The organism is Humibacter soli, from assembly GCF_054779035.1.
In genome coordinates, this window is record NZ_BAAGYX010000001.1 from 665,802 (window position 1) to 686,387 (window position 20,586).

The 20,586-nt window shown below is 66.7% G+C and carries 18 protein-coding genes; 14 read left to right on the top strand and 4 right to left on the bottom strand.

The window, feature by feature from the left end:
• Positions 1–6: 6 nt before the first annotated feature.
• Positions 7–429: a MarR family winged helix-turn-helix transcriptional regulator gene (locus ACYVDN_RS03085; protein WP_460568332.1), complete on the bottom strand. Its 423-nt coding sequence runs from the start codon at positions 427–429 to the stop codon at positions 7–9.
• 132 nt (positions 430–561) lie between these two features.
• On the opposite strand from ACYVDN_RS03085, the gene ACYVDN_RS03090 reads away from it, so the two are divergent.
• Positions 562–1,053, top strand: coding sequence for a peptide deformylase (locus tag ACYVDN_RS03090; protein WP_460568334.1), 492 nt, complete (start codon positions 562–564; stop codon positions 1,051–1,053).
• A 48-nt stretch (positions 1,054–1,101) separates the two neighbouring features.
• Here ACYVDN_RS03090 and ACYVDN_RS03095 read toward each other — a convergent pair whose 3' ends face one another.
• Positions 1,102–2,931, bottom strand: a complete 1,830-nt coding sequence (locus ACYVDN_RS03095; RefSeq protein ID WP_460568336.1) for an AMP-dependent synthetase/ligase — start codon at positions 2,929–2,931, stop codon at positions 1,102–1,104.
• A 99-nt stretch (positions 2,932–3,030) separates the two neighbouring features.
• Here ACYVDN_RS03095 and ACYVDN_RS03100 point away from each other — a divergent pair, with 99 nt between their 5' ends.
• The 3 genes from ACYVDN_RS03100 (at position 3,031) to ACYVDN_RS03110 (ending at position 6,218) form a co-directional block, all read left to right on the top strand.
• Entirely contained in the window at positions 3,031–3,975 is a 945-nt protein-coding gene (locus tag ACYVDN_RS03100) for an ROK family glucokinase (RefSeq protein WP_460568338.1), read from the top strand.
• A gap of 83 nt (positions 3,976–4,058) precedes the next feature.
• A complete protein-coding gene (locus tag ACYVDN_RS03105; protein ID WP_460568340.1) occupies positions 4,059–4,748 on the top strand; it encodes a lysophospholipid acyltransferase family protein in 690 nt (229 codons plus the stop codon).
• A gap of 99 nt (positions 4,749–4,847) precedes the next feature.
• Positions 4,848–6,218, top strand: a complete 1,371-nt coding sequence (locus ACYVDN_RS03110) for a class II 3-deoxy-7-phosphoheptulonate synthase (protein WP_460572218.1) — start codon at positions 4,848–4,850, stop codon at positions 6,216–6,218.
• Positions 6,219–6,691: 473 nt separating this feature from the next.
• Here ACYVDN_RS03110 and pknB read toward each other — a convergent pair whose 3' ends face one another.
• Positions 6,692–8,617 (bottom strand): Stk1 family PASTA domain-containing Ser/Thr kinase, encoded by a 1,926-nt coding sequence (pknB, locus tag ACYVDN_RS03115; RefSeq protein WP_460568342.1) that lies wholly within the window; start codon positions 8,615–8,617, stop codon positions 6,692–6,694.
• 128 nt (positions 8,618–8,745) lie between these two features.
• Between pknB and ACYVDN_RS03120 the strand changes: the two genes are divergently transcribed.
• A complete protein-coding gene (locus ACYVDN_RS03120; protein ID WP_460568344.1) occupies positions 8,746–9,108 on the top strand; it encodes an Rv2175c family DNA-binding protein in 363 nt (120 codons plus the stop codon).
• Between the two features lie 3 nt (positions 9,109–9,111).
• Here the strand turns inward: ACYVDN_RS03120 and ACYVDN_RS03125 are convergent, their stop codons facing one another.
• On the bottom strand, positions 9,112–10,212 hold the full coding sequence (locus ACYVDN_RS03125) for a polyprenyl synthetase family protein (protein WP_460568346.1): 1,101 nt from the start codon (positions 10,210–10,212) through the stop codon (positions 9,112–9,114).
• An 81-nt stretch (positions 10,213–10,293) separates the two neighbouring features.
• Here ACYVDN_RS03125 and ACYVDN_RS03130 point away from each other — a divergent pair, with 81 nt between their 5' ends.
• From ACYVDN_RS03130 to murD, 9 genes are all read left to right on the top strand, one after another.
• The gene (locus ACYVDN_RS03130) at positions 10,294–10,671 is read left to right on the top strand and encodes a DUF3040 domain-containing protein (protein ID WP_460568348.1); all 378 of its coding nucleotides are present in this window, start codon (positions 10,294–10,296) and stop codon (positions 10,669–10,671) included.
• 304 nt (positions 10,672–10,975) lie between these two features.
• Complete coding sequence (gene mraZ, locus ACYVDN_RS03135) at positions 10,976–11,407, top strand: division/cell wall cluster transcriptional repressor MraZ (protein WP_460568350.1); 432 nt, start codon at positions 10,976–10,978, stop codon at positions 11,405–11,407.
• Positions 11,408–11,517: 110 nt separating this feature from the next.
• Positions 11,518–12,519, top strand: coding sequence for a 16S rRNA (cytosine(1402)-N(4))-methyltransferase (rsmH, locus tag ACYVDN_RS03140; protein WP_460568352.1), 1,002 nt, complete (start codon positions 11,518–11,520; stop codon positions 12,517–12,519).
• Positions 12,516–13,142 carry a hypothetical protein gene (locus ACYVDN_RS03145; protein WP_460568354.1) on the top strand — a complete coding sequence of 209 codons (627 nt, stop codon included), beginning with the start codon at positions 12,516–12,518 and terminating at the stop codon, positions 13,140–13,142. Before rsmH ends, ACYVDN_RS03145 begins: the two co-directional genes overlap by 4 nt.
• 24 nt (positions 13,143–13,166) lie before the next feature.
• Entirely contained in the window at positions 13,167–14,948 is a 1,782-nt protein-coding gene (locus ACYVDN_RS03150) for a peptidoglycan D,D-transpeptidase FtsI family protein (RefSeq protein ID WP_460568356.1), read from the top strand.
• A gap of 11 nt (positions 14,949–14,959) precedes the next feature.
• Positions 14,960–16,507, top strand: coding sequence for a Mur ligase family protein (locus ACYVDN_RS03155; protein WP_460568358.1), 1,548 nt, complete (start codon positions 14,960–14,962; stop codon positions 16,505–16,507).
• Entirely contained in the window at positions 16,504–17,919 is a 1,416-nt protein-coding gene (locus ACYVDN_RS03160; protein WP_460568360.1) for a UDP-N-acetylmuramoyl-tripeptide--D-alanyl-D-alanine ligase, read from the top strand. Before ACYVDN_RS03155 ends, ACYVDN_RS03160 begins: the two co-directional genes overlap by 4 nt.
• Positions 17,916–19,025, top strand: a complete 1,110-nt coding sequence (gene mraY, locus ACYVDN_RS03165; RefSeq protein ID WP_460568362.1) for a phospho-N-acetylmuramoyl-pentapeptide-transferase — start codon at positions 17,916–17,918, stop codon at positions 19,023–19,025. Before ACYVDN_RS03160 ends, mraY begins: the two co-directional genes overlap by 4 nt.
• Complete coding sequence (gene murD / locus ACYVDN_RS03170) at positions 19,025–20,539, top strand: Mur ligase family protein (RefSeq protein WP_460568364.1); 1,515 nt, start codon at positions 19,025–19,027, stop codon at positions 20,537–20,539. The genes mraY and murD overlap by 1 nt, the downstream gene beginning before the upstream one ends.
• Positions 20,540–20,586: the final 47 nt, after the last annotated feature.

A 20,586-nucleotide genomic window follows, 5' to 3' on the forward strand; every position in this document is an offset into this window, starting at 1 on the left:
CCGGTTTCAGGAATCGGCGAGGCGGATCAGTATCGGTGCTGCGGCGGCTATCGCGTCACGTTCGTCGGCGGTGAGCTCGGCGACGCGGCTGTTGAGCCAGTCACGGCGGTGTCGTCGGGACGCGGAGACGGCTTCGCGCCCCAGGTCTGTCAGCGAGAACAGGACGCGTCGACGATCTGCTGTGTCACGGGACTTGGCGATGTAGCCGATTTCTTCCACACGGCGCACCGTCTGGCTCATCGAGCCGAGCGTGACGTGGGCGGCCTCGGCGAGGGCGGTGAGGCTCATGGCGCCCTGCTTGTCGAGTGCGAGCAGTACGAGGAGCGCGGAGTCAGGGACTTCGCCCTCGAGCCGCTCCGATCGGAACCGACTGTAGAGCCGTGTCACACCGCGTCTCAGCTCGGCACCGATCTCTTCATCGTCGTCCATCGCACATCCTCAATCGCTGAGTAATACTAACCAATATAGCTTAGTAATACTAAGGGACTGCAACCAGGTTCCCGCCCACGCCGGCAGCGCCGCGGAGCGCCGGGGCCAGTGGACGGTCGATAGGATCGACGGATGCCAGACCGACCCATCCGCCTGTACGGGGACCCCGTGCTCAGCACCGTCTCCGACCCGATCGACCTCATCGACGACGGCGTCCGCTCGCTCGTCGCCGATCTGATCGACAGCGTCAAGGTGGAGGGCAGGGCGGGCGTCGCCGCATGCCAGATCGGCGTCGGACTCCGTGCCTTCAGTTACAACGTCGACGGTGTCCTCGGATACCTGCTCAACCCGGAGATCGTCGAGCTCGGGGGAGAGGCCGTCGAAATCGACGAGGGATGCCTCTCGGTGCCGGGTCTCTGGTTCCCGACCCCGCGGCATCCGTTCGCGAAGGCGCGCGGCATCGACCTCGACGGCAACGAGGTCGTCGTCGAGGGAACCGGAACCCTCGCGCAGGCACTGCAGCACGAGACGGACCACCTCGACGGCATCGTCTACCTGAAGCGCCTGCTCCCCGAGCACCGCCGCGAGGCGATGCGCCAGGTGCGAGAGTCGACCTGGTTCTGAGCTTGTTTTGCGCGCCCGTCCCTGCCTGCGGAGACGAGCGTGAATTGGCTAGCGCAGCGAGAAGCCTTCTGTCGCCGGGGCGTTCGCGTAGAGGCTTTCCACCTGGGGAGCGAAGTCCTTCAAGATGACGTTGCGCTTGATGCTCAGCTTCGGCGTGAGGTGGCCGCTTTCCTCGGTGAATTCCGTGGGGAGCACGATGAACTTGCGGATCGACTCCGCCCGCGACACCTGCGCGTTCGCAGTGTCGACGGCCTTCTGAAGTTCGGCGAGCACGGCAGGGTGCTTCGCGGCGACCGCCAGCGGCATCGAGGCGTCCAGCCCGTTGTTGGCGAGCCAAGTCGGGAGCATCTCGGTGTCGAGGGTGATCAGGCAGCCGATGAAGGGCTTCTGGTCGCCGACCACGACGACCTGGCCGACCAGCGGGTTCGCGCGGATCGGGTCTTCGAGCACCGCAGGCGCGACATTCTTGCCGCCCGCCGTGACGATGATCTCCTTCTTGCGGCCTGTGATGGTGAGGAATCCCTCGTCATCCAGGCTTCCAAGGTCACCGGTCTTGAACCACTCGCCGTCGAATGCCTCTGCCGTCTGCTGCGGGTTGTTCCAGTACTCCTTGAAGACGTCGACGCCCTTGACGAGAATCTCGCCGTCATCCTCTATACGGATCGCGACGCCGGGAAGCGGCACGCCGACAGTCCCGATCTTGGAGTGCTGCGGCAGGTTCACGGTCGCGGGCGCCGTGGTCTCGGTGAGGCCATAGCCCTCGAGCACGTTGATGCCCATGCTGTGGAAGAAGTGGCCCAGCCGAGCGCCGAGGGGAGCCGAGCCCGAAACGGCGAAGCGCACGTTGCCGCCCATGGCGGCGCGCAGCCTGGAGAAGACCAGCCGATTGTAGAGCGCGTACTGCAGCTTGAGCCCGACGGGGATCTTGCCGCCGTCCTCCTGCGCCTTGGAGTAGTCGATGGCGACGGCGGCAGCCTTGCGGAAGATGTTTCCCCTGCCGGAGCTCTCGGCGTTCTGCTCTGCCGAGTTGTAGACCTTCTCGAACACACGCGGGACGGCGAGCAGGAAGCTCGGCTTGAACGTGCCAAGCGACGGCAGCAGGTGGCGGGTGTCCGGCTGGTGGCCGACCCGAACGCCGCCGTGCACGGACAGCACGGAGATGAACCGGGCGAAGACGTGGGCGAGCGGGATGAAGAGCAGAGTGGATGCCCCACGCGGGTCCTCGACGAGCTCGTGCAGCGCCACTGCGGAGTTGCGCGACAGCTCCACGAAGTTCGCATGCGTGATCACGCAACCCTTCGGCCGGCCCATCGACCCGGACGTGTAGATGATCGTCGCGAGGTCGGCCGCGTTGGCGAGTCCCCGACGCCGCACGATCTCCTCGTCGGGAACCTCGGTTCCAGCGGCGATGACCTTGTCGAGGTCGCCGAGGTCGATCTGCCACACGTTGCGGATCGCGGGAAGGTCCGCGGCGATCTCGTCGAACCGGGCGAAGTGGTCCGCGGTCTCGAGGAACACGGCGCTGGCGCCGGAGTCGCTCAGATTCCACTGCACCTGCAGCGGAGAACTGGTGTCGTAGACCGGTACGAGCACGGCTCCCGCGTACCAGGTGGCGAAGTCGATCAACGACCACTCGTACCGCGTGCGGCACATGATGCCCAGCTTGTCGCCGGGCTGGACCCCAGACGCGACGAGCCCCTTAGCGAGCGCGACGACCTCGGACTCGAACTGCGCAGCAGTGACGTCGACCCAGCCGCTGTCCACCGGCTTGGCGAAGATCACCCGATCGGGAGTCTCGGCGGCCCGGGCAACGAGCAGATCTGCCGCGTTGGCGCTCGGGTCGGCGGGGACCGCTGCAGGCGTCTCGGCGTGATTCACTGGTCGCTCCTTCGGTACCGACACAACCAGTACACTCTATGCTGCATCGGCCGCCTGCCCTGACGGTCCCTCTGCAGCCCGACGAAAGGCGAGTCATCCGTGCACGCGATCGGAATCGACATCGGTGGCACGAAGATCGCGGGAGCGCTCGTCGATGAACTGGGCGCCATCGTGCGCGAGCACCGCATCGAGACGCCGAGCGAGGCTGATCGCATCGAAGACGCCGTCGTCGAGATGATCAACCAGCTGAGCGTTGACGCCGATCCGGTCGGTGCCGGAGTCGCGGCCCCCGGCTTCATCGATGCCGCGCAGTCCACGGTGTACTACACGCCGAACATCGCCTGGCGCGAGGAGCCGCTTCGAGAGAAGCTCGAGAAGCGCGTGGACATCCCGATCGTCGTCGAGAACGACGCGAACGCCGCGGGTTGGGCCGAGTTCAGGTTCGGTGCCGGCCGGCTGGTGAGCGACATGGTCATCCTCACCATCGGCACCGGCGTCGGTGGCGCGATCGTGAGCGAGGACCGGCTGTTCCGCGGCGGCTTCGGCGCCGGAGCGGAGGTCGGGCACATGCGGGTCGTGCCCGGGGGGCTGCTGTGCGGGTGTGGTGCCCGCGGCTGCATCGAGCAGTACGGCTCTGGAAGGGCACTGCAGCGCTACGCCAACGAGCTGGCCGACCAGGGCGGGATCGGTTTGGCGCTGTCCGAGGTTCGTGAACGCAAGGGCACGCTCAGCGGCGGCGACATCGGCGAGCTCATCCAGCAGGGCGACCCTGGGGCACTTGCGGCGCTTCGACAGCTCGGTGACTGGCTCGGACAGGCGAGTGCGAGTCTCGGTGCAGTTCTCGACCCTCAGATGTTCGTCTTCGGCGGGGGAGTCGCGCAGGCCGGCGACCTTCTGCTCGAGCCGATCCGTCACGCGTATCTCGAGAGTCTTCCCGCCCGTGGCTACCACCCCGAGCCGGAGTTCCGCATCGCCGAGCTCGTGAACAACGCCGGCATGGTCGGTGCCGCCGACCTCGCCCGCTTGCACGCAAGCAATCGGTGATGGCGAGTGGGCAAGCTCCCTCGTCATACCCTCAATCGCCACTAAGCTCTCCACGTGCACGCTAACGAAGGGGCGCGTCGACGGTGTTCTACTGGCTGCTGAAGTTCGTGATCGCGGGTCCCGCGCTTCGTGCGATCTTCCGCCCGTGGGTCGTCGCCCTCGAGAACGTCCCGAAGGACGGCGCCGTCATTCTGGCGAGCAACCACCTGTCGTTCATCGACTCGATCTTCCTTCCGCTCGTCGTCGGCAGGCACGTGTCGTTCCTCGCCAAGAGCGACTACTTCACGCGTCGAGGCCTGATGGGATGGCTCACGAAGACGTTCATGAAGGCGACCGGCCAGCTGCCCATCGATCGTGGGGGCGGCCCCGCGTCCGAGGCCTCGCTGAACACCGGCCTCGGTGTGCTCGCCCGCGGTGAGATCCTCGGCATCTATCCGGAGGGCACGCGCAGCCCCGACGGCAAGCTCTACCGTGGTCGCACCGGGGTGGCGCGCATGATCCTCGAGGGCCACGTTCCCGTCGTTCCCGTCGTCATGGTCGGCACGCAGCAGATCATGCCGATCGGCAAGAAGCTCCCGCGCATCCGCCGCGTCGGAGTCGTCTTCGGCGATCCGCTCGACTTCTCACGGTTCGAGGGACTCGAGAGCGACAGGTTCATCTTGCGGTCGATCACCGACGAGATCATCTACTCGCTGCACGGACTCGGTGGCCAGGTCTATGAGGATGTCTATGCCTCGACGGTCAAAGAACGCCGCACCAGCGCAGCGAAGTAGTGCGGCACGGTCGGTAACCCTGCACGCCCGGTAGGCTGAATGATCGCGCCGTGTACCGGCGAAGCGTCCTTACGAAGCCCGTAGAAGTGGAACCCCGTGCTGCTCGACCACTCCGACCCCGTCGTTCCCGCCGATGAGTCCGTGATCGCCGGTCTCGACCACTGGCGCACCCTCGAGGCCAAGCAGCAGCCGACCTGGCCAGACAAGGATGCCGCGCGTGCGGCATCTGAAGAACTCTCCACGCTCCCCCCGCTGGTGTTCGCCGGCGAGGTCGACCAGCTGCGGGAGCGTCTCGCGGCCGCCGCAGAGGGCCGCGCGTTCCTGCTTCAGGGAGGGGACTGCGCTGAGACGTTCGCGGGCGCGACGGCCGACCAGATCCGCAACCGGGTGAAGACGGTGCTGCAGATGGCCGTCGTACTCACCTACGGTGCCTCGGTGCCCGTCGTGAAGATGGGGCGCATGGCCGGTCAGTTCGCCAAGCCACGCTCCAGCGACACCGAGACACGCGGCGGCATCACGCTTCCCGCGTATCGCGGCGACATGGTCAACGGCTACGACTTCACCGAGCAGTCCCGCACGGCCGACCCACGTCGGCTCGTTCACGGGTATCACACCGCCGCCTCGACGCTGAACCTGATCCGCGCCTTCACCCAGGGTGGGTTCGCCGACCTTCGCCAGGTTCACAGCTGGAACAGGGGCTTCGCGGCCAACCCGGCGAACCAGCGCTACGAGGGTCTCGCACGAGAGCTCGACCGTGCCATCAAGTTCATGGAAGCGGCGGGCGCCGACTTCGACGAGCTCAAGCGCGTGGAGTTCTACTCCAGCCACGAGGCACTGCTGATGGACTACGAGCGTCCGATGACGCGCATCGACTCCCGAACGGGCACCCCGTACGACACGTCGGCCCACTTCGTGTGGATCGGCGAGCGCACCCGTCAGATCGACGGTGCCCACGTGGACTTCCTGAGCAGGGTACGCAATCCGATCGGCGTGAAGCTCGGTCCTTCGACCAACCCCGACGACATGTTCCGCCTCATCGACAAGATCGACCCGCACCGCGAGCCGGGAAGGCTCACGTTCATCACGCGTATGGGTGCAGGCAGGATCAGGGATGCCCTTCCTCCGCTACTCGAGGCGATCAAGGATCACGGTGCGACGCCGCTGTGGGTGACCGACCCGATGCACGGCAACGGGCTGACGACTCCGACGGGCTACAAGACCCGCCGATTCGAGGATGTCGTCGACGAGGTCAAGGGATTCTTCGACTCGCACCGAGCGGCGGGAACGAATCCGGGCGGCATCCATGTCGAACTGACGGGTGACGACGTCACGGAGTGCCTCGGCGGGTCGGAGCACATCGACGAGGCGACCCTGGCGACCCGCTACGAGTCGCTCTGCGACCCCAGGCTCAACCACATGCAGTCCCTGGAGCTCGCCTTCCTGGTGGCCGAGGAGCTCGCCCAGAGCTGAGCTGCTTCGCGACGCCGCTGGTCGAGTTCCGCCGCAGGCGCACCCTTCCGCTGGTCGAGTAGCGCGCCGTAGGTCGCACCCCGCTGGTCGAGTAGTGCGCCGTAGGCCGCATCCCGCTGGTCGAGTAGCGCGCCGTAGGCCGCATCCCGCTGGTCGAGTAGCGCGCCGTAGGCCGCACCCCGCTGGTCGAGTAGCGCGCCGTAGGCACGCGTATCGAGACCCGTGCAGCGTTGTCGGCACCAGGGTCTCGATACGTGTCGACCTACGGTCAGCGCAACGTGACCCGCTCTACAAGGCGGCGGCTCCGCCGGCGCCAGAGGCAACCATGCACCCGCCCGACTGCGGCGCGCTCGGCGGGGACGGGCGCTTTCTGCAACGTGACCCGCTCTGCGAGGCGGCGGCTCCGCCGGCGCCGGAGGCAACCATGCACCCGCCCGACTGCGGCGCGCCCGGCGGGGACGGGCGCGCACATGTCACAGTGCGCTGCTGATGACCAAGGTCACCTTGGTGCCCTTGGGCTCCTGAGTGTTGGCGTCGGGGTCGGATGCCGTCACCTTGGTGAGGCTGTTGGGGAAGCCGTCCCAGATGGCGTTGTACGTCGGCGTGAATCCCGCATCGGTGAGCGCCTTCTTCGCCTCGTCACGCGTCATGCCGACGACGTTCGGAACGGGGAAGAGCTGCGGCCCCTTCGACACATCGAGCACGACGGTGTCGCCGGCACGGGTCGGGCCCTGGTTCTGCGGGGCCGCGCTGATCACGCTGCCCTTATCGACGGAGTCGCTGTAGTCCTCCGAGCCCGTCACGCTCTTCAGCCCGACCGCGGTGAGTGCGGCCTGGGCGTCGGAGAGCGATTTGCCCGCCACGTCGGGGATCGCGCCGAGCGAGACGACGAGATTCACCTTCATGCCCATGAAGTAGGAGCCGCCCTTGGAAACGTCTGCCTTCGCACCTTCGGCTTCCGCGGCCGAGATGACGACGTCCTTGGCCACGTCGGCGTTGAACTGCTTGTCGACTGTGCCGACGACGGCTCCCGCGTCGGTGATGGCCTTCTGCGCCTGCGCCTGACTGAGTCCGGCGAGCGTCGGGATGGTGATCGGCTGCGGGCCCTGGGACACATGGAGCGTCACCGTCGAGCCCTTGGTGACGGTGGCGCCCTGACCGGGCGTCGACGAGACGACGGTTCCTGTTGTCACCGTCGTCGAGTACACCTTGTCCGACGTCGCCTTGAATCCCGCGTCCGTCAGGGTCGACGTCGCATTCGCGAGGGTCGCTCCGTTCACCGTGGGGACGACCATCTGCGAGCCGGGCCCAGCACCGAAGTACCAGCCCGTGCCGCCCGCGACGGCAGCGAGCACGAGGACGAGCGCGAGCAGCCACCACCCGCGTGCGGAACGCTTTCGGCTCATCGTCGCCAACGCTGCGACGGCGTCGGTGGCCGAGGCCTCTGGCCGCACCTGGGCTGCGGAGGCGATGAGCTGGGTGTCGGAGTCGGATGGCTGCATGCCGACATCCGGCAGCACAAGGGTCGGCTGAGCCGTGGTCTCGCCCTCACCCGCACGAAGCTCGCGCTCCACCTGCAGCAGACGCTCCAGCATCACGCTCGCGTCGGCCGGACGGTCTGCCGGGTCCTTCGCTGTCGCCCACAGAACCAGGTCATCCAGTTGCTTGGGAACTTCGGCGTTGATCGAGCTCGGTGCAGGCACGGCGTCGTTCGCATGTTGGTAGGCGATCTGCATCGGCTGTTCGCCCTTGAAGGGCTGCTCGCCGGTGAGCATCTCGAACATCATGATGCCGAGGGCGTAGATGTCGCTCCTCGCATCGGCCACGCCACGGGTGACGAGCTCGGGGGAGAGGTAGGCGATCGTTCCGAGCAGCGCCTGGCCGGTACCCGTGCTGTTGGTGACGGCACGTGCGAGCCCGAAGTCTCCGATCTTGATGCGCCCGTCGTCGGCGAGCAGCACGTTCTCAGGTTTGAGGTCGCGGTGCACGATGCCGGCTCGATGAGCGGCGGCGAGACCGGAGAGCACTGCGTCGGAGATGTCGATCGTCTGCTCAGCGGTCAGCCGTCCGTAGTCCCGCAGTAGGTCGCGCAGGGTGATGCCGGGCAGATACTCCATGACGAGGTACGCCATGTCGGCGTCCTGTCCCTGGTCGAAGACGCTGACCACATTCGGATGAGCGAGGCGCGCCGCCGACCTCGCCTCCTGCACGAAGCGGTTCTTGAACTGCGCGTCGTCGGCGAGGTGGCCGTGCATCACCTTGATCGCGACCCGGCGCTCCAGCCGCAGATCTGTCGCGAGATAGACGGTCGCCATGCCGCCTCTGGCGATCCGCGAGCGCACCTGATACCGGCCGTCGATGAGACGGCCGAGCATCGGATCTGGCTGGCTCGCGTTCACCCGACGAGTCTACGGATCACTCGCTGGGGGCCCTGGTAGAACACGGTAACGAATGGGGGACTCCCACCCTTTCGACATGGGCTTTCACACGTGTGCGCATTCGGTGCAGAGCGTGGCACTCTAGGTGGGTGGCGAATCCCGGTCCAACATCTGCGAACCCTCGAGAAGAAAGAACCTGGCTCACCGTGCCCGAGCTCGTCGACGTGCTCGGCGTGGGTGTCGGCCGCATCCATCGACTGCTGGAAGACAAGCATCTGCTTGCCGTTCGCATCGATGGAGTGCTGAAGGTCCCCGAGGAGTTCATCGCCGGTAGCGAGCCTCTCAGCGAGCTCCGGGGCACGCTGATCCTGCTCGCCGACGACGGGTTCAGCGACGACGAGGCGATGGACTGGCTGCTCGAGCCGGAGGACAGCCTCGGCGCTGCTCCGATCGACGCGCTCCGCGCCGGCCGTAAGGCCGAGGTGCGCCGCGTGGCGCAAGCTCTCGGCTGACAGCTAGCTCACGCGGTCGGTGACCGAACGTGTCAGGCTTCGCAGGTGGTCGATGGCGACGTCGGCGAGATCGACGCCCTCGAGGGCCCTGAGCGCTCGGTCGACGTTGAGGGCGATCATCCGCTCCACCTCCGCCGTCGCGCCCGACGCCGCGATGGTGCTCTGCAACATGCGCACCTGATCGTCGTCGAGCTCCGGGTCGCCGAGCAGATCGTCGAGCACCCGTCTGGCCGAGGAGGGAAGAGCGTGTCGCGCCAGCGCGACGAGCACGGTGCGCTTGCCCTCGCGGAGGTCGTCTCCGCTCGGCTTGCCCGTCACGGCGGCGTCGCCGTAGACCCCGAGCAGGTCGTCACGCAGCTGGAACGCGATGCCGAGCGGAAGGCCGAAGTCGCGCAGGGCATCCAGCTGGCCGAGGTTCGCGCCGGCGAGAAGAGCACCCATCACGAGGGGCGCCTGCACGCTGTATTTCGCCGACTTGTAGACGATCACCCGCTCGGCACGCGGCAGCAGCTCTTCTTCCGCGCCGGTTCGCCACGAACGCTCCTCGAGGATGTCCAGGTATTGGCCTGCGATCACCTCGGCGCGCATCCTCCCGAACTCGCGGCGCACCCCGCGTGCGCGGTCGGACGGCACATCATCGGCGAGGGCCTCGGCGAGCAGGTCATCGCTGAACCCGAGCAAGAGGTCGCCAAGCAGCACGGCCGCGCCGGTTCCGAACTCGGCCGACGAGCCGTCCCATCCGCTCTCGCGGTGCAGCGTCTCGAACCTGCGATGGGCCGACGGCGCGCCTCTTCTGGTGTCGGACCGATCGATGATGTCGTCGTGCACGAGTGCCGCGGCGTGGAAGAGCTCGAGGGCCGCAGCCGTGCCGATCACGGGGTCCAGGCGGTCGGTCTCGAGCACCGGGCGCGCGTCGTGCGCCGCCTTGAAACCCCAGTAGCAGAACAAGGCCCTGAATCGCTTGCCCCCACTGAGAAACTGCCGGGAGAAGGCGGACAACGGCCCCGTCTCCTGGGCGACGGAGATCAGAATGGATTCGCGCGTTTCGAGAAAGCGTCCGAGCCGGTCATCCACAAGATCGATCAGTCGGTTGCTTTCGGCCACCCGCCTAGCCTAGCTGCGGCAGCAAGACTAGAATCCGTAGTTACATACCAGTCGTTCTCGTAAGCCTGAGGGGGGACAAGGATGCCGCTTTCGGAGCACGAGCAGCGTCTCCTCGACGAGATGGAGCGCAGTCTCTACCAGAATGATGCCGACTTCGTTGCGAAGGTCGGTGGGGCGCGGGTTCGCCCGAGCTACCGCGCCGTCGTTCTGGGCATCCTGCTGGCCGTCGTCGGTGTCGGCGTTCTGCTGACCGGCGTCTTCCTGCAGGTGATCCTCGTCGGCGTTCTCGGTTTCGTCATCATGCTCGCCGGCGTACTGCTGGCGATCACGCCCAGCCGCATGAAGCGAGCAGCAGCCGCCGCTCCCGAGGAGCCGAAGCCGCAGGCCAAGCCGACTCAGCCGGGCTTCATGGACAAACTCAACGAGCGATGGGACAAGCGCCAAGACGGCGACCGCTGATCGGGCGACGTTCCTCCACCCTCCACTCCCCACCACCTCGGATCAAGCCCGCCGAATCGGCGGGCTTTTTCTTTCTCAGGGCCCGCTGAATCGGCGGGCCCTTTTCATATCTCCCGACACGCCGTCGCGCTCCACTGACGATCACCGCCCTCCACAGTCCTCCACTACCGAGTGACCAGTGTTTTCAAGGCATTCGGGGCGGGGCTATGCTGTGACTTCGCCATCTTTCAGTCGTCAGTGGATGAAGGTGGAGTAAAGTGGAGGATGTCGCTGCTCGCGACGCAGATCGACGGGGGAGGAGCCGATGTTCCTTGGCACCTACGCCCCGAAGCTCGACGAGAAGGGGCGCATCATCCTCCCGGCCAAGTTCCGTGACGAGTTCGAGTCAGGACTCGTCATGACCCGAGGCCAGGAACGTTGCGTCTATGTCTTCTCTCGTCGCGAGTTCGAGTCGCTGAACGAGAAGATCCGGCAGGCGCCCGTCACGAGCAAGCAGGCCCGTGACTACCTGCGCGTTTTCCTCTCGGGTGCGAGCGACGAGATCCCTGACAAGCAGCACCGCGTGACGGTCCCACCGCTTCTGCGGTCGTACGCGGGCCTGCAGAGGGATCTCACCGTGATCGGCGCAGGCAATCGCGCGGAGATCTGGGACTCCGCCGCGTGGGATGCCTACCTCGCCGAGAACGAGGCATCGTTCGCGGACACGGCCGAGGAGGTGATCCCGGGGCTGTTCTAGCGCCTGGCGCCGGACTCCCAGCCACACAGAACGCACCCTGATGCACTTCCCCGGTGTCAGGTGGCGTGTGGATGGGGATCCGGCGCCAGGGGCGAAGCCCCGAAGCAGCCATGGTCGATTCCAATTCGACGGATCCCGATTCGAGGGACTCCACGTCGCCAGACCCTAGCGGGATTCACATCCCGGTGATGCTCGAGCGAAACGTCGAGCTTCTCGCGCCTGCACTCGATGTCTCCTCGCCCGTGCTTGTGGACGCCACGCTCGGTCTCGGCGGACACACCGAGGCGTTCCTCACGCGATTCCCACGACTCACCGTCGTCGCGCTCGACCGCGACACCGAGGCGATCGCACTCGCGTCGCAGCGGCTGGCCCGGTTCGGCGACCGCCTGCGCGTCGTGCACACCGTCTACGACGGCATCACCGATGCAGTGGCCTCACTCGGGTACCCGACGGTGGATGCCGTCCTGTTCGACCTCGGCGTGTCATCTCTGCAGCTCGATCGGGTGGAGCGCGGGTTCTCGTATTCCAAGGACGCACCGCTCGACATGCGCATGGATGCCACGTCGGAGCTCACCGCTGAGACCGTCGTCGCTCAGTACAGCGAGGATGACCTACGACGCATCTTCCTCGACTACGGCGAGGAGAAGCTGGCCGCACGATACGCGCGGGCGATCGTGCGAGCACGAAGCGCCCAACCGATCACGCGCTCGGCGCAGCTGGTGGCGATCATCCAGGATGCGACACCGGCGGCGGTCTCGAGAGCTGGGCATCCGGCGAAGCGCGTCTTTCAGGCGCTGCGCATCGAGGTCAATCACGAGCTCGACGTTCTGGAGCGGGCGATCCCGCGTGCCGTCGACCTGTTGAGGGTCGGCGGACGCATCGCGGTGATGTCGTTCCAGTCGCTCGAGGACCGGATCGTGAAGCGCGCGCTTCACGCCAAGGCGACCTCGACCGCACCGGCCGGTCTGCCGGTAGAGCTGCCGGAGCACAGGCCGGAACTGAAGTTGCTGACCAGGGGGGCCGAGCTGGCCGATGACGAGGAACGCGCGCGCAACCCGCGCGCGATTCCCGTGCGGCTTCGCGCGGCGGAACGCATCAGGGGGATCAGATGAGTCAGGCGACAGCACCGATCACCTCCGCGCTTCCAGCGCGGAGGTCGCCGTCGGAGAGGCGTGCACCGCACCTCGAGGCATTGCCCCGAGTCTCGCGGCGTGCCCGCCCGAAGCTTTTCTATGCGACGCTCGCCGTGCTCACCGTCATGGTGGTGGTCGTCACACAGCTTCTGCTCTCGATCGGCGTCTCGCAGGGTGCCTACCAGATCGAATCACTGCAGTCGACGAAGGCACGGCTGGCCCGCGACTACCAGCAGGTTTCTCAGAATGTGCAGGTGCTGTCGTCTCCGCAGAACCTCGCGTCGAAGGCCGCAGCACTCGGCATGGTGAACAACAGCACGCCGGTATACCTGCGTCTCTCCGACGGCGCGGTGATCGGGTCGCCTGCTCCCGCCCCCGGCGCGCCGGCGAGCAGCAAGATCCTGGTTCCCAACGCCCTGAACTCCGAGGTGCCCTCCGCTGGCGGTTCCTCGTCGTCGAAGACCGGTTCCTCGACGTCGAAGCAGACCGGGGCGACCGGCTCGAAGGCCGGCGATTCGGCAACACCGGCGCCGAATCAGGCGAACTCGAACAGCACGCCCGTACCGTGGACGGGGGCGCTGCCCGCGCCGTCGACACACTGATCCTTCGACGCTGAGGTGGCCCGAATGACGACCGCGAAGTCCCATCGCCGACGCACCGCACTGGCGATCTTCGTGATCGTTGCACTTGTCGCCGTGTTCGTCGTGCGACTCGTCGACATCCAGGTCGTGCACGCGAGCACCCTCGAGCGCCAGGCGGCGGAGCGGCGCGGCACCACCTCGGTCATCCCTGGGACGCGCGGCTCGATCGTGGCTTCGGACGGAACCGTGCTGGCCAGGAGCGTGACCCTGTACGACTTCATCGCGACGCCGAAGTACGCGAAGACGCCATACCAGGAGACGATCAACGGCAAGAAGCAGACGATCACCATGCAGTGGGCCGCCGACAAGATCGCCGCGATCACGGGGCAGAAGCCCAGCGACATCACGGGACCCATCGAGGCGGCGCTCAAGACCAACCCGGACTCCGAGTACGCGCCGATCGTCAGCGGCGTGGATGCCGAGCAGTACCAGAAGATCTCCGCGCTGAACATCAGCTGGCTGAACTCGACAAGTCACCAGTCGCGCATCTATCCGGACGGAGCGGTCGCGGGAAACATCCTCGGCTTCCTCAACGGCGAGGGCGTCGCCCAGGCGGGGCTGGAGATGGAGGCGAACAAGTGCCTCACGGCGCACAACGGCGAGGAGAGCTACCAGACCGGTGAGGACGGCGTCACACTCCCTGGCAGCACTGTCGTGCAGAAGGCCGCGAAGAACGGCGGACAGCTGATCACGACGATCAATCCCGACCTGCAGTGGTTCGCTCAACAGCAGCTCGCGCAGACCGTGCCCGCACTTGGTGCGCAGTTCGGCATGGTCACCGTTGCGAGCGTCAAGGACGGCAAGATCAGGGTCGCGGCTCAGTACCCCTCCGCAGACCCGAACAATCTCGACGGCACGCCGACGGAGTACTGGAAGGCCATGGCGTTCCAGAACCAGTACGAACCGGGCTCCATCTTCAAGCCGCTCACCGCGGCCGCGCTGATCGACAGCGGGCATGCAAACCCTGACACCCATGTCGCGACTCCCGACGTGCTCGAACCCGGAAACGGCGTTGTCGTGCACGACGACGAGTACCACGATGTTCAGAACCTGACGATGACGGGCGTGCTCACCGAGTCGTCGAACGTCGGCATGTCGCTGCTCGGCACCTCGATGCCCGATCAGCAGCGCTACGACTACCTGAGGAAGTTCGGAATCGGCAGCCCGACGGGCGCGGACTTCCCCGGCGAGGTGACGGGGGACCTGTCAGCCCCTTCGAGCTGGGACGAGCAGACCAGGTACGCGACGACGTTCGGACAGGGCGTCACGACGACGCCGGCGCAGATGCTGAGCGCCTACCAGACGCTCGCGAACGGCGGCGTACGGGTTCCGCTCACCCTGATCGACGGCTGCAAGCAGGCCGACGGCACGATGACCGACGTGCCGTCGACGAAGGGAACGCGCGTCGTCTCGGCGAAGGCGTCCACCAACGTGCTGAACATGCTCGAGAACGTGCTCAAGGGCGGCCCGATGTCGACGCTGCCCGACCTGCAGATCCCCGGCTACATCGTGGCCGCGAAGACCGGAACCGCGCAGGAGCCCGACGGTCAGGGCGGCTACCTGCCCTATTACTACGTGTCGGTGATGGGCATCGCTCCCGTCGACAATCCGCAGTACGTGGTTTCGGTCAACATCGGCTTCCCGACTACGATTACAAAGTCCCGGGCGGCCGGGCCGTTGTTCAAGACGATGATGAGCCAGGTGCTCAAGGACTTCCGGGTGCAGCCGTCCACCGCCGCACCGGCGAACTACCCGGACACCTACTGAAAGTGAGCCACGTGACCGTAGCGGGCACAGCGATGTTGCGCCCCGAACATCCCGTCCTCCGGTCGTTGTCGCAACTCGCGACAGACTTCGGGTTCGAGACATCGGAACGCGTCGACTCGACCGAGGTGAGCGGGGTCACCGTCGACTCGAGATCCGTCGAGCCTGGGGACCTGTACGTCGGACTTCCAGGCGTGCACGTGCACGGCGCATCCTTCGCCGTTGACGCGGCGCGAGCCGGAGCAGCGGCGGTCCTCACGGATGCAGCCGGCGCCGCTCTCGCAGCCGAGGCGGGCATCCCGGTGCTCGTGACGGATGACCCACGAGCAGCACTCGGAGACGTGGCCGCCTGGGTGTATCGCACGGCCGAGAACCCTGCGACCCTGTTCGCGGTGACGGGCACCAACGGCAAGACCAGCGTCGTGTACCTGATCGCGGCGATCCTGACCCAGATCGGAGTGCGCTCCGGCCTGAGCTCGACGGCCGAGCGACGCATCGGCGACGTCGCAGTGACGAGTTCTCTGACCACGCCGGAGGCCAGCGAGCTGCACGGTCTGCTCGCTCGCATGCGCGAGGCAGAGGTGCGTGCCGCAGCTGTCGAGGTCTCTGCCCAGGCGCTCAGCAGGCACCGGGTGGACGGCATCGTGTTCGACGTCGTCGGCTTCACCAACCTGAGTCACGACCACCTCGACGACTACACGTCGATGGAGCAGTACTACCTGGCGAAGCTCGCGCTGTTCGACCCGGAGCGCGCGACTCGCGGTGTCGTCACCGTCGACACCGAATGGGGCGCGAGGCTCGCAGACGACTCCCGCATCCCGGTCGCCACGCTCACGACGGTGCCCGGCGTGCAGGCCGACTGGCGACTCGAGCTCGGCGAGCTGACGATCGATCGAACCGAGTTCACGCTCTCGGGGCCCGACGGACGTTCTCTCACCACGAGCATCCCGATGCTCGGCTCGTTCATGGCGGCCAACGCCGCGCTCGCGATCGTGATGCTTGTCGAGTCCGGGTTCGATCTCGGGGCGATCGGTCATGTGCTCGAGCGCGACGACGGCATCGACGCATACATTCCCGGACGGGCCGAACGGGTGTCGGGTGAATCCGGTCCCGTGGTCTTCGTCGACTACGCACACACCCCGAATGCCTTCGAGCGCGCTCTCGCTTCTCTGCGCGAGGTCACGACCGGCCGCATCATCATGGTGTTCGGCGCAGACGGCGACCGTGACGCCACGAAGCGTGCCGACATGGGGGCGATCGCCGCTCGTGGCGCCGACGAGGTGATCATCACCGACTTCCACCCGCGATACGAGGATCCTGCGGTCATCCGTGCCGCGCTCGTCGCGGGCGCGCTGGCGGCCGTGCCCGGTGCGCAGGTCGAGGAGATCGCCGATCAGCGGATCGCGATCCGCACGGCGATCGCTCACGCGGGTGAGGGCGATGTCGTCTTCTACGCCGGTCCAGGACACGAGGACTATCAGGAGGTCGCCGGAGTGCACGTGCCCTACTCGGCGCGCGACGAGACCAGGCTGGCGCTGCGCGAAGCGGGGTGGTCGGCATGATCGCCATGAGGATCGGAGAGATCGCCGTCGCTGTCGATGGACGTGTCGTCGGTCATGACGACGCCTCGAGCCGCGTCATCGACGGACTCTCGTACACCGACTCTCGAGAGGTCGTCGACGGCGGGGTGTTCTTCGCCAAGCCGGGCGAGTTCACCGACGGGCACCTGTTCGCTCCGCAGGCAGTCGAGCGCGGTGCCGCGCTCCTGGTCGTCGACCATGAGCTCGAGCTCGATGTTCCGCAGATCGTGGTCGCCGATGTCGTCGAGGCCCTCGGCGCCCTCGCGAAGCGCGTGATCGAGCTAGTTCGCGAGGACGGCATCCTGCGCATCGTCGGCATCACCGGCTCCAACGGCAAGACGACGACGAAGAACCTGCTCGCAGCCATCCTCGGCAGGGTGGGGGAGACCGTCGCTGCGCGGGCTTCTTTCAACAACGAGGTCGGCGCGCCGCTGACGATGCTCGAGGTGACGGAGCACAGCCGATTTCTGGTCGCCGAGATGGGCGCGAGCCGTGAAGGAGACATCGCGCGGCTCATCCGCATGGCAAAGCCCGACGTCGGAGTGGTGCTCAAGGTCGGCCTCGCGCACGCGGGCGAGTTCGGCGGCATCGAGGCGACGCAGAGGGCCAAGTCCGAGATGGTCACCGATCTGGATGCCGGCGACACGGCCGTGCTGAACGCCGATGATCCTCGCGTGTCCGCCATGGCTACCCTCACGGACGCGAACGTGCTGTGGTTCGGCCACGACGGCGTCGCGGCGTCGGACCGCGTGCGCGCGACCTCTGTGCGGGCCAGTAGGGCAGGAACCACCTTCACGCTCAGTCTTCCGAACGGCGACAGCCGCGAGGTGCGCTTCAGGGTGCTCGGCGAGCACCACGTTGCGAACGCGCTGGCCGCTGCGGCCTCGGCATTCGCGCTCGGCGCCGGCATCGACGACATCGTCGCCGGACTCGAATCCGTGACGCGAGCCGAGCGGTGGCGCATGGAGGTCATGGGCGGCGCCGGCGGCGTCACGGTGATCAACGACGCATACAACGCCAGCCCCGATTCGATGGCGGCGGCGCTCAAGACTCTGGTGCAGCTGCGCGAGCCGAACGGACGCGCGGTCGCCGTCCTCGGCGAGATGAGCGAGCTCGGCGACTCGTCGGGCCCCGAGCACGACCGGATCGGCCTGCTCGCAGTGCGTCTCGGAATCGACCAGGTCGTCGTGGTCGGTGCCGGCGCCAGGCGCATGCACATCTCGACGATCAACGAGGGCTCATGGGACGGCGAGTCCGTCTTCGTCGAGACCCAGGACGAGGCTTACGACCTGCTGAAGTCCCTTCTGAAGGAGGGAGACACCGTCTTGGTGAAGTCGTCGAACTCCGCAGGGCTTCGCCTCCTGGGCGATCGGCTGGGAGACTTGTTCTCGTGAGGGCACTACTGACGGCGGGGGCTTTGTCTCTGGCTTTCTCGCTCTTCCTGACGCCGGTGTTCGTGAAGCTTTTCCATCGGCTCAACTGGGGCCAGTTCATCCGCGACGACGGACCGCAGTCGCACCACGCCAAGCGCGGCACCGCGACCATGGGCGGGATCGTGATCATCCTGGCCACCCTGGTCGGCTACTTCGCCGCCGTGCTCATCAACGGTGGCGACGGGCTTTCGGTGTCGCCCTTGCTCGTGCTCCTGATGATGGTCGGTCTTGGACTCGTCGGCTTCGTCGACGACTTCCTGAAGACGCGAAAGCAGCGCAGCCTCGGACTCGGCGGATGGTCGAAGGTCGCGGGCCAGCTGATCGTGGCGACGGTGTTCGGCATCCTCGCCATCAACTTCCCCAGCGATGAGGGGGTGACCCCGGCGTCGACGCAGATCTCGTTCATCCGAGATCTGCCGCTCGACCTCATGGTGATCGGTGGCATTCCGGCGATCGGCATCATCCTCTACCTGATCTGGACGAACCTCATCACGATCGCCGCCTCGAACAGCGTGAACGTGACCGATGGCCTCGACGGGCTGGCGACGGGGGCGTCGATCCTCGCGATCGGGTCCTACATCATCATCGGCTTCTGGCAGTTCAACCAATCCTGCTTCAGCGAGACCATCGACACCGACAATCTGTTCAAGTGCTACACGGTGCGCGACCCCCTCGACCTGGCGGTGGTAGCGGCAGCGATCGTCGGCGCGCTGGTCGGTTTCCTCTGGTGGAACACTTCGCCGGCGCAGATCTTCCTCGGCGACACCGGGTCGCTCGCCCTCGGTGGCGCGCTTGCCGCCTTCGCGATCCTCAGCCACACCGAACTCCTTCTGGTGCTGATCGGCGGCCTGTTCGTGATCGAGAGCGGATCGGTGATCGTGCAGCGCGCATACTTCAAGATCACCGGGGGCAGACGCATCTTCCGCATGAGCCCGATCCATCATCACTTCGAGCTCAAAGGCTGGGCAGAGGTGACGGTCGTCGTCAGGTTCTGGATCATCGGCGGCCTCCTTGTGGCAGCCGGGGTGGGCACGTTCTACCTCGAGTGGTTGTCGCGAACCAAGTGATGGCCCAGGACGAACCGGCGGGCAGGCTCGCCGCATTGACCAGCTGGCGGTCCGACTGGCGCGGTCTCCGTGTGCTCGTGCTCGGGCTCGGCGTCGCAGCGTTCTCCTCAGCCGACACCCTTGTTGAGCTCGGGGCCGATGTGCTCGTCGCGGCAGAGAGCCGGCACGAGGAGCGCGCAAGACTCCTCGACGTGATCGGCGCCAGGCTGGTCATCCACGATCTGAAGACCATTCCGGATGCCGTCACCGACTTCGACCCGGAGGTCGTCGTCGTCACGTCGGGCAGACACCACCCCGATCACGCGCTGCTGGTCTGGGCGGAGCAGAACGGAATCGCCGTCTGGGGCGACGTCGAGCTGGCCTGGCGGGTACGGGACAAGGTGGAGCCCGCGGCCGAGTGGATCTGCGTCACCGGCACGAACGGCAAGACGACAACGGTGCGGATGACCGCGTCGATGCTCGTCGAAGCCGGCCTTCGTGCTGCTCCCTGCGGAAACATCGGAATTCCGGTTCTCGACGCGGTACGAGACCCACAGGGCTTCGACGTGCTCGTCGTCGAGCTCTCCAGCTACCAGCTGCACTGGGTGAACCGGAACGCAGGTGGAGAGCTGTCGCCGTTCTCCAGTACCTGCCTCAACGTCGCCGAGGATCACCTCGATTTCCACGGATCGATGCAGGAGTACGCGGACGCGAAGGCGAAGGTGTACACGAACACGAAGGTCGCCTGCCTCTACAACCGTGCAGACGAGGCGACCCTGAAGATGGTCGAGGACGCCGACGTCGTCGAGGGGGCGAGGGCCATCGGCTTCGGCCTCGACTCGCCAGGGCCGAGCGACTTCGGCATCGTCGACGGCATCCTCTGCGACCGCGCGTTCCTCGATGACAGGGCGACCGCGGCCCTGGAGCTCACGACGATCGACGAGCTGCGCGACAACGGACTCGACGCCCCCCACGTGGTCGCCAACGTGCTCGCCGCGAGCGCGCTTGCGAGGTCGTTCGGTGTTTCGCCCGAGGCCGTCCGCGATGCGCTGCGCACCTTCCGACTCGACCCGCACCGCATCGAGCGGGTGGGCGAGGGCGGCGGCATCGTGTGGGTGGACGATTCGAAGGCCACCAACCCGCATGCTGCCGAGGCCTCCCTGCGTTCCTATGACTCCGTGGTGTGGGTGGTCGGAGGGCTTCTCAAGGGTGTCGACATCGACGATCTGGTGCGCCGTAACGTGCCACGGCTCGCGGGCGCGATCGTGATCGGCGTCGACCAGGAGGCGCTGCTGTCGGCATTCCGGCGACACGCGCCCGGGCTCGCCGTGCTCGCCGTCGACCCCGGCGAAACTGATCAGGTGATGCCGGAGGCGGTCCGCTTGGCGTCGCGGCTCGCGCACGAGGGCGACACCGTCCTTCTCGCGCCTGCCGCTGCGTCGATGGACCAGTTCACCGACTACCAGGATCGCGGCAGGCGATTCGCGGGAGCGGTGCGCGACCACCTCTCCGGCCGGTGGGACACAGGCGACTGACGAGCACCGAGAAGCAGGCACTGAGACACACGCGCTGACCAGCAGGC

What these genes read in the sequence shown, in the direction of transcription:
- ACYVDN_RS03085 (WP_460568332.1), bottom strand. Translation starts at nt 429, where the DNA reads ATGGACGACGATGAAGAGATCGGTGCCGAGCTGAGACGCGGTGTGACA.
- ACYVDN_RS03090 (WP_460568334.1), top strand. Translation starts at nt 562, where the DNA reads ATGCCAGACCGACCCATCCGCCTGTACGGGGACCCCGTGCTCAGCACC.
- ACYVDN_RS03130 (WP_460568348.1), top strand. Translation starts at nt 10,294, where the DNA reads ATGCCGCTTTCGGAGCACGAGCAGCGTCTCCTCGACGAGATGGAGCGC.
- mraZ (WP_460568350.1), top strand. Translation starts at nt 10,976, where the DNA reads ATGTTCCTTGGCACCTACGCCCCGAAGCTCGACGAGAAGGGGCGCATC.
- rsmH (WP_460568352.1), top strand. Translation starts at nt 11,518, where the DNA reads ATGGTCGATTCCAATTCGACGGATCCCGATTCGAGGGACTCCACGTCG.
- ACYVDN_RS03145 (WP_460568354.1), top strand. Translation starts at nt 12,516, where the DNA reads ATGAGTCAGGCGACAGCACCGATCACCTCCGCGCTTCCAGCGCGGAGG.
- ACYVDN_RS03150 (WP_460568356.1), top strand. Translation starts at nt 13,167, where the DNA reads ATGACGACCGCGAAGTCCCATCGCCGACGCACCGCACTGGCGATCTTC.
- ACYVDN_RS03160 (WP_460568360.1), top strand. Translation starts at nt 16,504, where the DNA reads ATGATCGCCATGAGGATCGGAGAGATCGCCGTCGCTGTCGATGGACGT.
- murD (WP_460568364.1), top strand. Translation starts at nt 19,025, where the DNA reads ATGGCCCAGGACGAACCGGCGGGCAGGCTCGCCGCATTGACCAGCTGG.